The organism is Enterobacter sp. SENG-6 (assembly GCF_001605945.1).
GTDB lineage: Bacteria > Pseudomonadota > Gammaproteobacteria > Enterobacterales > Enterobacteriaceae > Enterobacter > Enterobacter cloacae.
This window is the reverse complement of record NZ_LOMM01000022.1, coordinates 21929-37402: the sequence shown is the minus strand read 5'-3', so window position 1 is coordinate 37402 and position 15474 is coordinate 21929. Positions and strand designations below refer to the sequence as shown.

At 59.1% G+C, this 15474-nt stretch carries 10 protein-coding genes and 1 pseudogene; 6 read left to right on the top strand and 5 right to left on the bottom strand.

What is annotated here, in order from left to right; translation table 11 throughout:
• Nucleotides 1-2: 2 nt before the first annotated feature.
• The 3 genes and pseudogenes from entF to fes form a co-directional block, all read right to left on the bottom strand.
• Nucleotides 3-3872, bottom strand: a pseudogene (entF, locus tag AX755_RS11745) (enterobactin non-ribosomal peptide synthetase EntF).
• Nucleotides 3869-4081: an MbtH family protein gene (locus AX755_RS11740; protein ID WP_062856809.1), complete on the bottom strand. Its 213-nt coding sequence runs from the start codon at nt 4079-4081 to the stop codon at nt 3869-3871. The pseudogene entF and the gene AX755_RS11740 overlap by 4 nt, the downstream one beginning before the upstream one ends.
• Before the next feature lie 10 nt (nt 4082-4091).
• Nucleotides 4092-5369 (bottom strand): enterochelin esterase, encoded by a 1278-nt coding sequence (gene fes, locus AX755_RS11735; protein ID WP_269446818.1) that lies wholly within the window; start codon nt 5367-5369, stop codon nt 4092-4094.
• Between the two features lie 67 nt (nt 5370-5436).
• Between fes and AX755_RS11730 the strand changes: the two genes are divergently transcribed.
• Together AX755_RS11730 and entD are read left to right on the top strand one after the other, a co-directional pair.
• Nucleotides 5437-7677, top strand: a complete 2241-nt coding sequence (locus AX755_RS11730) for a TonB-dependent siderophore receptor (protein ID WP_062856807.1) — start codon at nt 5437-5439, stop codon at nt 7675-7677.
• An 82-nt stretch (nt 7678-7759) separates the two neighbouring features.
• Nucleotides 7760-8407, top strand: a complete 648-nt coding sequence (entD, locus tag AX755_RS11725) for an enterobactin synthase subunit EntD (RefSeq protein ID WP_062856806.1) — start codon at nt 7760-7762, stop codon at nt 8405-8407.
• Nucleotides 8408-8499: 92 nt separating this feature from the next.
• Here the strand turns inward: entD and betT are convergent, their stop codons facing one another.
• Entirely contained in the window at nt 8500-10533 is a 2034-nt protein-coding gene (gene betT / locus AX755_RS11720; RefSeq protein ID WP_062856805.1) for a choline BCCT transporter BetT, read from the bottom strand.
• A gap of 128 nt (nt 10534-10661) precedes the next feature.
• Between betT and betI the strand changes: the two genes are divergently transcribed.
• Genes betI through betA form a run of 3 tightly spaced genes read left to right on the top strand, consistent with a single transcriptional unit; the run spans nt 10662 to nt 14413 of the window.
• Nucleotides 10662-11249, top strand: a complete 588-nt coding sequence (gene betI / locus AX755_RS11715) for a transcriptional regulator BetI (protein ID WP_058651704.1) — start codon at nt 10662-10664, stop codon at nt 11247-11249.
• A gap of 13 nt (nt 11250-11262) precedes the next feature.
• Complete coding sequence (betB, locus tag AX755_RS11710; protein WP_038418874.1) at nt 11263-12735, top strand: betaine-aldehyde dehydrogenase; 1473 nt, start codon at nt 11263-11265, stop codon at nt 12733-12735.
• A gap of 13 nt (nt 12736-12748) precedes the next feature.
• A complete protein-coding gene (betA, locus tag AX755_RS11705; protein ID WP_062856804.1) occupies nt 12749-14413 on the top strand; it encodes a choline dehydrogenase in 1665 nt (554 codons plus the stop codon).
• 38 nt (nt 14414-14451) lie between these two features.
• Here betA and AX755_RS11700 read toward each other — a convergent pair whose 3' ends face one another.
• Nucleotides 14452-14910, bottom strand: coding sequence for an SgcJ/EcaC family oxidoreductase (locus AX755_RS11700; RefSeq protein WP_369706356.1), 459 nt, complete (start codon nt 14908-14910; stop codon nt 14452-14454).
• Between the two features lie 316 nt (nt 14911-15226).
• Here AX755_RS11700 and AX755_RS25350 point away from each other — a divergent pair, with 316 nt between their 5' ends.
• Entirely contained in the window at nt 15227-15409 is a 183-nt protein-coding gene (locus AX755_RS25350; RefSeq protein ID WP_131729160.1) for a hypothetical protein, read from the top strand.
• The last annotated feature ends 65 nt before the right edge of the window (nt 15410-15474 follow it).

Below are 15474 nucleotides of genomic sequence, written 5' to 3'. Positions count from 1 at the left end.
CACTACCCCAACATCTTCTGCAACATCTTCTGCAACACCGGCCCAATCTTCTCAAACGCCTGCGGCGAAATGATGTCCACGTGGGCACAATCCTGGCTGTATACCTCCAGTTCATTTACCCACGGCGACTACGCCACCTGCGGATCCATCGTTCGCGTGCGCTCGGCAACAAACAGCGTTGCTTTCCCGTCAAACCGCGAGCTGTGCGCCGTGGTGAGCAGCCGCACCGCGTCGGCGTAGTTACCTTCAATGGCGTTGAATAGCGCGCTGGAGCCCTGCCCCTGCTGGGCGGCGATAAACGCCTGTCGCTCGCGCTCAATTTCGGCCAGCACCGCCGGGTCGAGTCCGTTGGCCTCTTTTTCCGCCCAGTTCTGGGTTTCCGGTGGCCAGGTATCCAGCAGACCAAGGAAGGCGACGGTTTCGCCCTGTTCACGCAGACGCGCAGCAATCCCCTGCGCCAGCGTACCGCCAAGCGAGTAGCCGAACAGGTAATACGGCCCGTGGGGCTGCCGGCCACGTAACGTAGTCAGATGATGTTCAATCACCCCATCCAGATCCGCACACTGCTGCATCGGCCCCTCCGGGCGCGGCGACTGAATTCCGGTAATGGACCAGCGCGGGCTAAGGTAGCGCGCCAGCACGCTGAACTGCCAGGCAAAACCGGAAGCCGGATGGAAGCAGAACAGCGTCGGGCCGTCGCTTACGCGCAGCGGCAGCAAGGTTTCATAACCCAGACGCTGTGCCTGCTCGTCGCTTATCGGCGAATCCAGCAGAGCACTCAGCCTGCAGACCGTAGAGGCGACCATTATCTGCCCCGGCGTCACCTTGCGGGCGAACGTACGGCTGAGCTGTGCGGCCAGGCGCATCGCCAGCAGCGAGTGGCCGCCGAGGGCAAAGAAGTCGGCTTCGATGTCGTTTACCGCGCAGCCCAGCAAAGACGCAAACGCCTGCGAGACGGCAATTTCGGTTGCACTTTCCGGTGCGCGTCCGCTGGTTTTGCTGGTCAGTTCCGGCAGCGGCAGCGCCTTGCGATCCAGTTTGCCGTTTGCGCTTAACGGCAGTGCGCTGATTTGCAGTAACACCACCGGCACCATATGCGGCGGCAATTGCGATCTGAGTGAGGCAAGCAGCGCGTCGCGATCCAGCGGTAAGCCGGATTCAGAAACCACATATCCCACCAGCTGACGGGCATCGCCGCCCGTGGCCGCCGCCTGGTTGAACACGCAGGCGTGCGCCACCGCCTGAGCCACGTCGGGCAGCGCCAGCATCGCCCGGTCGATTTCGCCAAGCTCGATGCGCTGGCCGCGAATTTTCAGCTGGTCGTCGCTGCGGCCTAAATACTCCACCGCGCCGTTGTCCAGCCAGCGGGCGACGTCACCGGTACGGTACATCCGCTCGCCCGGCGCGAACGGATCGGCAATAAAGCGGCTGGCGGTGAGATCCGGACGCCCCAGATACCCCTGCGCCAGCTGAATACCGGTGAGATAGAGATCGCCCGCCACGCCAAACGGTACCGGGCGCATCATCGCATCCAGGATCCGCAACCCGGTGTTCCATACCGGGAAACCGATCGGCACGCTGTTACCTGCAACTGCCGCCAGCTCTGGTCCAAATGCCGGATACCAGCTAACGTCCACCGCCGCTTCCGTCGGGCCGTAGAGGTTATGCAGCGGCACGTGGGTGAGCCGCTCCCATTCGCGACAAAGTTCCGTCGGCAGTGCTTCCCCGCTGCAGAATACCTGCCTGAGGCTCTTACAGCAGTCGGCGTTTTCCGGCGTCAGCGAGGCGACAAACGCCGCCAGCATCGACGGCACAAAGTGGGTAGTGGTGACGCCATAGTGCGCAAAGAATTGCTGCATGGCCTGAGGATCACGGTGCGCTTCCGGCTCGGCCATCACCAGCTTCGCCCCGGCGATAAACGGCCACCAGAACTCCCAAACCGACACGTCAAAGCTGCACGGCGTTTTCTGTGCCACCACGTCACACGCCGTCAGCGGGTAGTGATCCTGCATCCATTTCAGACGGTTAACGATGGCAGTATGCCCGACCATTACCCCCTTCGGACGCCCTGTCGAGCCCGACGTAAAGATGATGTACGCCGTCTGCTCCGGCTTCGCCAGCCGCAGCGGTTCAGCATCCGCAGCCGGTAATAGTGTGTTGTAACTAAACGTCCCGACGGACAGATCGCTAAAGCGCGGGCGCTGTTCGTCGGTGGTGATAAGCAGCGACGGCTTTGCATCCTCCAGCATCATCCGCAGACGATCGTCCGGGTAGCCGGTATCCAGCGGCAACCACGCGGCTCCCGCCTCCACAATGCCATGCAGCGCTAACGTCAGGAATACCGAGCGCGGCAGCGCCACCGCCACGCTGTCGCCCGGTTTCACGCCGCGCTCACGCAACAGATGCGCCAGTGCCACCACCTGCTCGCGCATCTGGCGATAGCTGAGCTCGATGTGCGCATCCGCCAGTGCGGGCGCGTCCGGCGTTTTGCTCGCCTGTTCCGCCACCAGTTCCGCAAGCGTGGTGGACGGTAGCGCCAGCCCGGTATCGTTGATGCGCGCAAGCTGCTGGTATTCCTGCTCTGAGACCGTTTCAACCTCGCCACAGCGCAGGTCCGGGTTAGCGGCAAATTGCGTCAACATCGCATTCAGGCGCGCCACGTGACGGGCCAGCGTGGTTTCATCGTAGCGCTGTTTATTGGCGAGGATCTCAATGCTCAGCCCACCCTGCTCGTCCGGGAACAATGCCAGCTCCAGATCGTTCACCGGGCCGGTGGCCAGCGTGTGGGTGGTGGCCTCCACGCCGTCGATGTCCAGCTGATAATCGAATACCTTGACGTTGAGCACCGGGCCGAACAGGGCTTCATCCCCCGCGGCACGCCCGCTGTCGCGCACGATCTGCTCGGCGTCGTAGCGCTGGTGGCGACGCATTTTTTTCAACTGGTTTGCCAGGCGCTGCGCCAGTTCCGGCAGGCTCTCCTGCGGATGAATGTTCACCGCCAGCGGCAGCACGTTGAGCACCGGGCCGGTCGCGGTCAGCGCAGCGGAGCCCATGCGGCGCATAAAGATAAACCCGGCGGCGTAGTCCAGCCGTCCGGTGAGACGGCCCAGCCACAGCGCCACCAGCGCAAGCGCCAGATCGGTGCGCTGTACCTGTCCTGCGGCCTGCGCAAGCTGGCTGAAGGCGCGGCCATCGGCGGCGATTTTCAGGCGCAGGATGTCGGTGGTGGCGGCGCGCCCAGGTAGCGGCGCAGAGGAAAGCGAAACCGGAGAAGGAAGCTGTTTGCGCTGCTCAGCCCAGAAGGCGCCGTCGCGCTGATACGCCTCGCTGGCGCGGTAGCGCTGATACTCGTCCACCACCCCGGCGAACGGCGTAAACGGGGAGTCAGGCGTGGGCTCGCCCCTCTTCCACGCGGCATAAATCGCGGCGATCTGGCGGGTAATCGCCGGGAAGCTGAAGCCATCGACCACTAAATGGTGATAGCGCTGATACCAGTACCAGTGTTGCGGACCGATCTGAATCAGCAGGTGAAACGCCAGGGGCTGACCGCTGTCGACACGAAGGTTCTGGTTAAGGTCGGCGTCCATCAGCGCCACGGCGGCGTCATGGGAACCGGCATTCACGATTTCCGGTTCAGGCAGCGTCATTGATGCATCCACCCACTGCCACACCTCACCGTTATCCTCGGTGAAGCGCATGCGAAGAGTGTCGGCCTGCATCATGCCTTCGGCAATGGCTTTTGCCAGCAGCGGTGCGTCAATATCGCCTTTCAGTTCGGTGTAGTGTGCCACGCTCCAGGCGTTCGGCAGGCTGGAAAGCTGCTCCGCCATCCAGATGCCCGGCTGGGCGGCAACAAGCGGCAGACGGTTCATGCATGCTCCCCCGCATAATTAGAGGGGCTGAGCGTCTGCAAGTGTTCGGCCAGCCACTGCTGGCATGCGTCCTGCGATTGCGCTTCGCATACCACGCGCCAGCCTGCGGGCAATTCGCACTGCTGCGGCCACAGGCTGTACTGCCCCTGATCGTTACGCAAAATAGCAAACTGCCCCTGCGGATTATCGAAAGGATTGCTGAATTCCATACAGACTCCGTTAGTGAATAAGCGGCTGCCAGAGGGTCATCAGCCCCTGCGTCAGCCCACCGCGCCAGCAAAGCGCGTCGTGTCCGCCGTCAACCTGACGCCAGTAAACCTGCTGCTGTGTGTGCAGTTCGTCGTAAATGGCCTGATTCGCGCGGTAAATCAGCGGCTCGTTGCGCCCGGCCTCAAGGACGATGCGCAGGCCGCGTGCGGTTTTCTCACCCGCTTTTAGTTGCGCGATAAGCAGCCCTTCCTGCTGCCCGCCGCGATGCGGCCACCAGTAAGAGCCGGACTGGCTCAGCACGCAGCCAAAACGCTGCGGCCAGTTAAGTGCGGCATAAAGCGAGGAGAGTCCACCGAAGCTCTGGCCTGCGACCACCGTGCGGTCTGCGCGGTCGCTGAATGCCGTGCGTTGTTTTACAAGAGGGAGAAGTTCTTCCTGCACCGCCAGCCAGAAATCGGGGTTACAGGGCAATTCGTTATTGCGATGCGCCATATCTATCACATCGATTAAAACGTAGACGGCAGGCGGCAGTTTACGTCCGAGGGTTAGCGCCGTCAGCGCTGGCCAGACGGGCATGCTCTCGGCCCAGAACTGGCCGTCGAGCAGCACCGCCAGCGGGCGTTCCGGATCGTCATCGCCGGTGGTAAATATCCAGACGCGACGACGATTGCCCAGCCGCTTGCTCTGCCAGTCAATGCAGACCGGCTGCCGGTATGACGTATTGGGGCGATCCCAGCCGGGCTGCACCGGAGCGTCGGGCATCTCCAGCGCAGAGACATCATGCCCTCGCCCGCCTCGCCAGTTCTGGGTATTAAGCGGGTCGGACATTGCCTGCGGCAGCAGCTTGCGCCAGCCTTCGCGCAGCGCCAGGCGATCCGGCTGCTCACCGTGAAACACATCGGGTGCAAAATCGTCTGTATTCTCTGAGGGGATAAAGCAGTAGCTGCCGCGCCACTGGGGGCTGAACTCGCCCTGCCATTGCCAGACGTCGGTATCCGGGATGCGTTCGAGAGATTGTGGGCGGGCATTTTTATGGTGATCGGTTACGCCGGTGATATACAGCCAGACGCGTTTCACCGCCGAGGTGTGTTGCGTTCCCGCCGGATCGCGCCACCAGAAGGTGACCCGATATTTCCCCTGTTCACGCACCCATTCCGGGCCGTTTTTCGACTGCCACCAGGCTTCACTTCCCGTTGTTAACACCGTCACCCTTCTAACCTCATCTTTAACAGTCTTTTTTGTTTCAGGACAAATTTTATTGATAATATTATTGATAACTATTTGCATTTGCAATAGCGTAATGCCCGCGCTGTGGGAAGCGCGTTCATAAGAAACCATAAAAGCGGGACATCCAATGAATAAGAAGATTCACTCTCTGGCCTTGCTGGTCAATTTAGGGATTTATGGCGTCGCGCTGCCTGCCATGGCAGACGACAATACCGCCTCCGCGCAGCATGAAGACACCATGGTGATCACCGCCGCCGAGCAGAATTTGCAGGCGCCGGGGGTTTCCACCATTACCGCCGATGAGATCCGTAAAAATCCGCCCGCGCGTGACGTGTCTGAAATCATCCGCACCATGCCGGGCGTTAACCTGACCGGTAACTCCACCAGCGGCCAGCGCGGTAACAACCGCCAGATTGATATCCGTGGTATGGGCCCGGAAAACACGCTGATCCTGATCGACGGCAAGCCGGTCACGAGCCGCAACTCGATTCGTCTGGGCTGGCGCGGCGAGCGCGACACCCGCGGTGATACCGGCTGGGTGCCGCCTGAGATGATCGAGCGTATTGAAGTGATCCGTGGCCCGGCCGCCGCGCGTTACGGCAACGGTGCGGCAGGTGGCGTGGTGAACATCATCACCAAAAAATTCGACGACCAGTGGCACGGCTCCTGGAACACCTATCTGAACGCGCCTGAACACAAGGATGAAGGTTCCACAAAACGCACCAACTTCAGCCTGAGCGGCCCACTGGGCGGCGACTTCAGCTTCCGCATGTACGGTAACCTCGACAAAACCCAGGCCGATGCGTGGGACATCAACCAGGGCCATCAGTCCGAGCGTACCGGCGCCTATGCCAACACCCTGCCTGCAGGCCGTGAAGGGGTAGAAAACAAAGACATCAATGGCGTGGTGCGTTGGGACTTTGCGCCAATGCAGTCTCTGGAGTTTGAAGCGGGCTACAGCCGCCAGAACAACCTCTACGCCGGGGATACCCAGAACACCAACAACGACAATGCGCTGGTGAAGAAGAACTACGGTAAAGAGACCAACCGTATCTATCGTCAGAACTTCGCCGTCACGTGGAATGGCGGCTGGGATAACGGCATTACCACCAGCAACTGGGCGCAGTACGAACACACCCGCAACTCGCGTCTGGGTGAAGGGCTGGCCGGAGGAACCGAGGGCCTGTTCAACAGCGAGAAATTCACCGATACCGACCTGGCCGACGTCATGCTGCACAGTGAGATCAACCTGCCGATTGATTTCATCGTCAACCAGAACCTGACGCTGGGCACCGAATGGAACCAGCAGCGCATGAAGGATTCCACCTCCTTCTCGCAAACCCTGCAGGGCGGGACCATTCCAGGGATTAGCGACGATCGCAGCCCCTATACCTCCGCAGAGATTTTCTCCCTGTTTGCGGAAAACAATATGGAGCTGACCGACAGCACTATGCTGACCCCGGCGCTGCGCTTCGACCATCACACCATCGTGGGTAACAACTGGAGCCCGTCCCTGAACCTGTCGCAGGGTCTGGGGGATGATTTCACCCTGAAGATGGGTATTGCGCGTGCCTACAAAGCACCGAGCCTGTACCAGACCAACCCGAACTACCTGTTATACAGCAAGGGCCAGGGCTGCTACGCCAGCTCTGACGGCGTGGGCTGCTACATGATGGGTAACGACGATTTGAAAGCCGAAACCAGCATCAACAAAGAGATTGGACTGGAGTGGAAACGCGACGGCTGGCTGGCGGGCGTGACCTGGTTCCGCAACGACTATCGCAACAAGATTGAAGCGGGCTATGCGCCAATCGGCCAGACCTCCACCAGCAAAGTCACCACCGATATCTACCAGTGGGAGAACGTGCCGAAAGCGGTGGTTGAAGGCCTGGAAGGTTCCCTGAACGTGCCGGTCAGCGACACCATCAACTGGACCAACAACATCACCTACATGCTGCAGAGCAAGAACAAGGAGACCGGCGACCGTCTGTCGATCATCCCGGAGTACACGCTGAACTCTACCCTGAGCTGGCAGGTGCATCAGGATGTGTCGCTCCAGTCGACCTTCACCTGGTACGGCAAGCAGCAGCCGAAGAAGTACAACTACAAAGGTCAGCCGGTGACCGGGTCAGAGAAAGACGAGGTCAGCCCGTATAGCATCCTTGGCCTGAGCGCGACGTGGGACGTGACCAAAAACGTCAGCCTGACCGGCGGCGTGGATAACGTCTTCGACAAACGCCAGTGGCGTGCGGGTAATGCCCAGACCACCGGGAATACCTCGACGGGTGCCTATATGTACGGCGCAGGGGCTTATACCTATAATGAGCCAGGCCGCACGTGGTATATGAGCGTGAATACCCGATTCTGATACAGGTAGTGACTTCCACCCTCTCCCTGTGGGAGAGGGTCGGGGTGAGGGCAATAGGCCGCACAATTCTGAAGGGAATACCATGCACACAACCCACAGCACGTTCGTTCTCGCCAGCCTCACCGTTCACCGCATCACCTTCGCCCCCACCACCTTCACCGACGCCGATCTCCTCTGGCTCCCCCATCACGCACAGCTGGCTGACGCCGGACGCAAACGCAAAGCCGAGCATCTGGCGGGCCGCATCGCCGCCGCGCATGCCTTACCTGGCCACGCCGTTCCCGGCATCGGCCCCAGCGGCGAACCGCTCTGGCCGCACGGGGTTTCGGGTAGCATCACTCACAGCGGCACGCAGGCGATGGCGGTTGTGGTTCACCATCCTCATGCCCTTGTAGGTATCGATACAGAGGCGATCCTTTCCGACCGTGAAGCCCATGAAATCCAGGACGGTATCATCAATGCGCAGGAAGCGGCGTGTTTAACGCGTTCAGGCTACCCTTTTGCACAGGCGCTGACGCTCGCGTTTAGCGCGAAAGAAAGTTTGTTTAAAGCGCTGTTTCCGCAGGTAAAGATTTACATGGGTTTTGACTGTGCGAGAGTCGCAGCGTTAGATGATAAAACCCTTGTGCTGGTGCTTTCGCGCCCGGCTGGAGAATATGCGGAGGGCACACGTTTCACCCTCTTCTGGCACAAAAGGGATGACAGCGTGTTGACGCTGCTACAAGCCTGATGGCGCTTCGCTTATCAGGCCTACAAAGTTGGCTCGCGGTAGGCCGGGTAAGGCGAAGCCGCCACCCGGCATCAATTTAGAATGCGATTCGCTTACACATCCGGGAACATCACGCTATTCCCCGGCGCTTCCCGGTGCAGATGGATAAAGTTCAGGTGCCGTTCATACTGGTCCAGAATATCCGTAATCACCTGCTCCTTGCTGTAGTCCATCAAATCATTCCCCTGGCTGCCTTCCAGCAGGAAGGTCTCCAGCCGGTAGTAGGTCGATTTGCCGCTGCGTGCGCGGTAGGTAAACCCGGGCACCGAATACTGCTGCGGCCAGATCTGATAGACAAAGTTCTGCTCGTCACCCATATGCACCAGCAGATCCAGATGCCCCAGGGTCTCGCCCTCTTCCGGCGGCAGGTTTTTCAGCTCCACGTAGGCACCGCGTAATCGCAACTCCTGCGCCACCTCTTCCATTGCCGGGAAGCAGACCGTCTCCATCATCTGGCTGGTGTAGCGCGTGCCCGGGTAGTTCATCAGGCGCGAGAGACGCTTCTTCCAGCTCAGTCTGTCCTGGGCACCCATCGGGCGCGGCGCGGTATCGCGGCTGGCGCTGACGCGACGGTAGTCTTCCACCTTGAGCGATTTATACAGCCCGGCCATCACAAAGAAGATCACAAAGCTGAACGGCAGACCCATGATCACCGTGGTGTTCTGCAGGGCGGAAATCCCGTTGGTCATCAGCATGCCGAGCGTCAGCAGGCCGATGGCGACGGACCAGAAGATACGCAGCCAGTTTGGCGCATCGCTGTTGATGTCCTTCAGCTTCGAGGTGAAGTTCCCCAGCACCAGCGCACCGGAATCCGCCGAGGTGACGTAAAACAGCAGACCGGTAATGGTGGCCACGGAGGCGCTAAAGGTGAACGCCGGGTATTGCGCCAGCAGGCTGTAGAATCCGCGCTCCGGGTGCGCCATCGCCTCCTGCGCAAACGCCGCGTCGCCGTGGATGATCTCATGCAGCGCACTGTTGCCAAAGACCGACAGCCACAGCAGGGTAAAGGTGAACGGAATGATCAGCGTGCCCATCACAAACTGGCGGATGGTGCGACCACGTGAAATACGCGCCAGGAACAGGCCGACAAACGGCGACCACGCCACCCACCACGCCCAGAAGAACAGCGTCCAGTTGTTCATCCACTCCACCGGGCGGTCAAAGGCGAAGCTGTTCAGCGTCATGCCCATAAAGCGGTTCACGTAGTCACCCACGTTCAGCACTAAGGCGTTGAGCAGGAACGAGGTGTCGCCCATAAACAGCACGAACAGGATCAGCCCAAGCGCCAGCGCCACGTTCAGCTCGGAGAGCACGCGGATGCCTTTATCCACGCCCGACGTTACGGAAATGGTGGCGATAATCACCGACAGCGCGATCAGCGCGGCTTTCGCCGCCAGCGAATCCGGGATATCAAACAGCACGCTCAGCCCGTAGTTGAGCTGCACCACGCCAATGCCAAGCGTGGTGGCGATACCGAAGATGGTGCCGATCACCGCCGCAATATCGACGCTGTGCCCTATCGGGCCGTTAATCTTTTTACCGAAAATGGGGTACAGCGCAGAGCGAATGGTGAGGGGTAAATTATAACGATAGCTAAAGTATCCGAGCGCCATGCCCATCAGGGCGTACATCGACCAGCCGGTCAGTCCGTAGTGGAACAGCGTCCAGACCATCGCCTGGCGCGCGGCCTCCATCGTCTGCCCTGCCCCTTCCGGCGGCTGCATATATTGCGTGACCGGTTCGGCCACGGAGAAGAACATCAGGTCGATGCCGATACCGGCGGCAAACAGCATCGCCGCCCAGCTTAACAGACTAAACTCGGGTTTTGACTGCTCGGGCCCGAGCTTCACCGAGCCAAAGCGCGAACAGGCAATGCAGACAACAAAGACAATATAGAGCGTCGCCGCCAGCAAATAGTACCAGCCGAAGGTCTTCGACACCCAGTTCAGGGTGCGCCCAATCCACTCGGCAGAGAAGTCGCTAAAGAAGATCGTCATCAGGGAAAACAACAAAATCAGTCCTGCGGATGTATAAAAAACAACCGGATTGATTTTGTCCTTTTCTCTGTCTTGCGAAAGATCTGTCATCCAGTATCCCCACTGTTTTTGTAACTATTAAAATCCAAATCCGCAACAATTAAGACACATTTTATATTGAACGTCCAATCAAAAACCGCTTTAATGGTTAACCAACGCTGATGAATGGAGTGGCAAAAATGCCCAAAGTGGGGATGCAGCCGATCCGGCGCAGGCAACTGATCGACGCCACGCTGGAAGCAATAAATGAAGTGGGAATGCATGACGCAACCATCGCGCAGATCGCCCGTCGGGCGGGTGTCTCAACCGGGATCATCAGTCACTACTTCAAAGATAAAAATGGCCTGCTGGAAGCGACCATGCGCGACATCACCGGCCAGCTGCGCGACGCGGTTCTGAGCCGCCTGCATGCCCTGCCGGATGGCAGCGCAGAGCAACGATTGCAGGCGATTGTCGGCGGCAACTTTGATGAAACCCAGATCAGCAGCGCGGCAATGAAAGCCTGGCTGGCCTTCTGGGCGAGCAGCATGCATCAGCCGATGCTCTACCGGTTGCAACAGGTAAGCAGCCGCCGTTTGCTTTCAAACCTGGTGTACGAATTCCGCCGCGAACTGCCGCGTGAACAGGCGCAGGAGGCGGGTTACGGGCTTGCAGCGCTGATCGACGGGCTGTGGCTGCGCGCCGCGCTAAGCGGCAAACCGCTGGATAAAAACGTAGCCCAGTCGCTCACCAGCCACTTTATCAGCCAGCATTTACCGACCGAATAACCGAGGAGAATTTATGTCCCGAATGGCAGAACAGCAGCTTTATATCAATGGTGGTTATACATCCGCCACCAGCGGTCGCACCTTCGAGACCATTAACCCGGCTAACGGCGACGTTCTGGCGACCGTACAGGCCGCCGGGCGCGAAGATGTCGATCGCGCCGTCCAGAGTGCCCGGCAAGGGCAAAAAATCTGGGCGGCAATGACCGCCATGGAGCGCTCGCGCATTCTGCGTCGCGCCGTCGATATCCTGCGCGAGCGGAACGACGAACTGGCGAAGCTGGAAACCCTCGACACCGGTAAAGCGTATTCGGAAACCTCAACCGTGGATATCGTCACCGGTGCGGACGTGCTGGAGTACTACGCGGGGCTGATCCCGGCGCTGGAAGGCAGCCAGATCCCACTGCGCGATACCTCTTTCGTCTACACCCGTCGCGAGCCGCTGGGCGTGGTGGCGGGTATTGGCGCGTGGAATTACCCGATCCAGATCGCCCTGTGGAAATCCGCCCCGGCGCTGGCGGCGGGCAACGCGATGATCTTCAAGCCGAGCGAGGTCACCCCACTCACCGCCCTGAAGCTTGCGGAAATCTACACCGAAGCGGGCCTGCCGGACGGCGTGTTTAACGTTCTGCCGGGCGTAGGCGCGGAGACCGGCCAGTACCTGACCGAACACCCGGGCATCGCGAAAGTCTCCTTCACCGGCGGCGTCGCCAGCGGCAAAAAGGTGATGGCGAACTCGGCGGCCTCGTCCCTGAAAGAGGTGACGATGGAGCTGGGCGGCAAATCCCCGCTGATTGTGTTTGACGATGCGGATCTCGATCTCGCTGCCGACATCGCGATGATGGCCAACTTCTTCAGCTCCGGCCAGGTCTGCACCAACGGCACCCGCGTGTTCGTACCCGCGAAGTTCAAGGCCGCGTTTGAGCAGAAAATCGTTGAACGCGTGGGCCGCATCCGCGCGGGCGATCTGTTCGATGAAAACACCAACTTTGGCCCGCTGGTCAGCTTCCCGCACCGCGACAATGTGCTGCGCTATATCGCCAAAGGCAAAGAGGAAGGTGCGCGCGTGCTGTGCGGCGGCGACGTGCTGAAGGGCGAAGGCTTTGACAACGGCGCGTGGGTCGCCCCGACCGTGTTTACCGACTGCACCGACGAGATGACCATCGTGCGCGAAGAGATCTTCGGGCCGGTGATGTCCATTCTCACCTACGAAACCGATGAAGAAGCCATTCGCCGCGCCAACGATACCGACTACGGGCTGGCGGCAGGCATCGTGACGGCCGATCTGAACCGGGCCCATCGCGCGATTCATCAGCTTGAGGCGGGTATTTGCTGGATCAACACCTGGGGTGAATCCCCGGCAGAGATGCCGGTTGGCGGCTACAAACACTCCGGTATCGGCCGCGAAAACGGCGTGATGACGCTCCAGAGTTACACCCAGGTGAAGTCCATCCAGGTTGAGATGGGTAAATTCCAGTCCATATTTTAACCGGGAGGTTTTTTTGCAATTTGACTACATCATTATTGGTGCTGGCTCTGCCGGCAACGTTCTGGCAACACGACTGACTGAAGATCCGGATACCACCGTTCTGCTGCTTGAAGCGGGCGGCCCGGATTACCGCTTTGACTTCCGCACCCAGATGCCTGCCGCACTGGCATTCCCGCTGCAGGGCAAGCGCTACAACTGGGCGTACGAAACCGAGCCAGAGCCCTATATGAATAACCGCCGCATGGAGTGCGGACGCGGTAAAGGGCTTGGCGGGTCATCGCTCATCAACGGCATGTGCTACGTACGCGGCAACGCAATGGATCTGGACAACTGGGCGAAAGAGCCGGGTCTGGAGCACTGGAGCTACCTCAACTGCCTGCCCTACTACCGTAAGGCTGAAACCCGCGACGTGGGTCCAAACGACTACCACGGCGGCGACGGCCCGGTGAGCGTCACCACCTCCAAACCGGGCGTGAACCCGCTGTTTGAGGCAATGGTGGAAGCGGGCGTACAGGCGGGCTACCCGCGCACGGACGATCTCAACGGCTATCAGCAGGAAGGGTTCGGCCCGATGGACCGCACGGTCACACCGCAGGGCCGACGCGCCAGCACCGCGCGCGGCTATCTGGACCAGGCGAAACAGCGCCCGAACCTGACCATCCGCACCCATGCCATGACCGATCGCATTCTCTTTGACGGCAAGCGCTCCGTGGGCGTCGAGTGGCTGGAAGGCGAAAGCACCATCCCGTCCAAAGCATCGGCAAACAAAGAGGTGCTGCTGTGCGCCGGGGCGATTGCCTCTCCGCAGATCCTGCAACGCTCCGGCGTGGGCAACGCGGAACTGCTGAAGCAGTTTGATATTCCGCTGGTGCATGACCTGCCCGGCGTGGGCGAAAACCTGCAGGATCACCTGGAGATGTATCTCCAGTACGAATGCAAAGAGCCGGTCTCCCTCTACCCTGCCCTGCAGTGGTGGAACCAGCCGAAGATTGGCGCCGAGTGGCTGTTTGGCGGCACCGGCGTGGGGGCGAGCAACCACTTCGAGGCGGGTGGGTTTATCCGCAGCCGCGAGGAGTTCGAGTGGCCGAACATTCAGTATCACTTCCTGCCGGTGGCGATTAACTACAACGGCTCCAACGCGGTGAAAGAGCACGGCTTCCAGTGCCACGTTGGGTCGATGCGCTCACCAAGCCGCGGGCATGTGCGTATTAAATCGCGCGATCCGCATCAGCATCCGGCGATCCTGTTCAACTATATGTCCCACGAGCAGGACTGGCAGGAATTCCGCGATGCGATCCGCATCACCCGCGAAATCATGCATCAGCCCGCGCTGGACAAATACCGTGGCCGCGAAATCAGCCCGGGGGTTGAGTGCCAGACCGACGAACAGCTGGACGAGTTCGTGCGCAACCACGCCGAAACCGCCTTCCACCCGTGTGGAAGCTGCAAAATGGGCTATGACGAGATGGCGGTAGTCGATGGCGAAGGCCGCGTTCACGGGCTCGAAGGGTTACGCGTGGTGGATGCGTCGATCATGCCGCAGATCATCACCGGCAACCTGAACGCCACCACAATTATGATCGGTGAGAAAATTGCTGATGCCATTCGCGGGCGTGAGCCGCTGGCGAAGAGTACAGCGGCGTATTACGTGGCGAACGGAGCGCCGGTAAGACGCTGAGTGGTTCCCCCTCTCCCCAAAGGGAGAGGGGACAGATCTTATCCTTCAGGCATTGCGGAAGAGTGATGGGAGGAAATTTTCCACTCTTTTCCGTCCCACGCATAGGTGAAGGTATAGCGGGCAGTCACGGTCGATTTATCGGCGAAAGTGAAGGTATACGTTCCGGTATCAATGGCTTTATTGCAGCCCAGACGAATGGTGCGGCTATCAATTTTACCGTAAGGCTTCTTCTTCAGAAAATCCTGGAAGTAATCCACGCGCTCCTGATCGGTCAGTCGCACCTGATTTGAAATTGTCGGTAGCAGAACCGCATCACTCAGATAATTCTCCGCCACTTTATGGGCATCGCCTGTTTGTAATGAGGCATTCCATCTGTCAAAGAGTGCTTCAATTTGCGGGTTATCTGCCTTTACACAGTCCTGTGCAGTGGCAGCAAAAGCAGAAGACGAGGCAAGACCGAGAAGTGCAGCAAGAGAGAGTAACGTTTTCATAACCATTTTCCTTATGTGGTTTTGTTCCTGTGGGGCGCACTATCCGTTTTCTTCCGCTGCGTGACAATCTCCATTACTTATTATTACGCTTTTTACAGAAGTGAGAGAAAAGGCCAATTTTTATACCGCCAGACAAATCCATCAAAACAAAAGTGCCTAAAAAACAATAAGTTAAATTGTAATTTTATTTTCATAAGATTTTACGCATTGAATAATTTTGTTACCTTTAATTTCAACATACAACAAATGTTGAAATTACAACTTTTTGTTTAATCTATATCATTGCCCTCAACTCATTAAGCACTCTTGAGAGGATGGCAGTATGCCGAACAGTAAGTTATGTCTGAATGTCTCCCTGGTTATCCTGAGCCTGATGCTCAGCGGCTGCGTGATCAGGGATCATCACTCCACCGATCGCCATCATCCGGATCATCATCACTGGCACCATGATCCTTCCCATGCACATGGCTGGCATGATTTTCATGGGCATCACGGCCATCATTGATCCCCATGCACGGCTGGCACGCCCGGTTTCAGGGCGTGTTTTATAATTAATATCTGGCGCTGCCG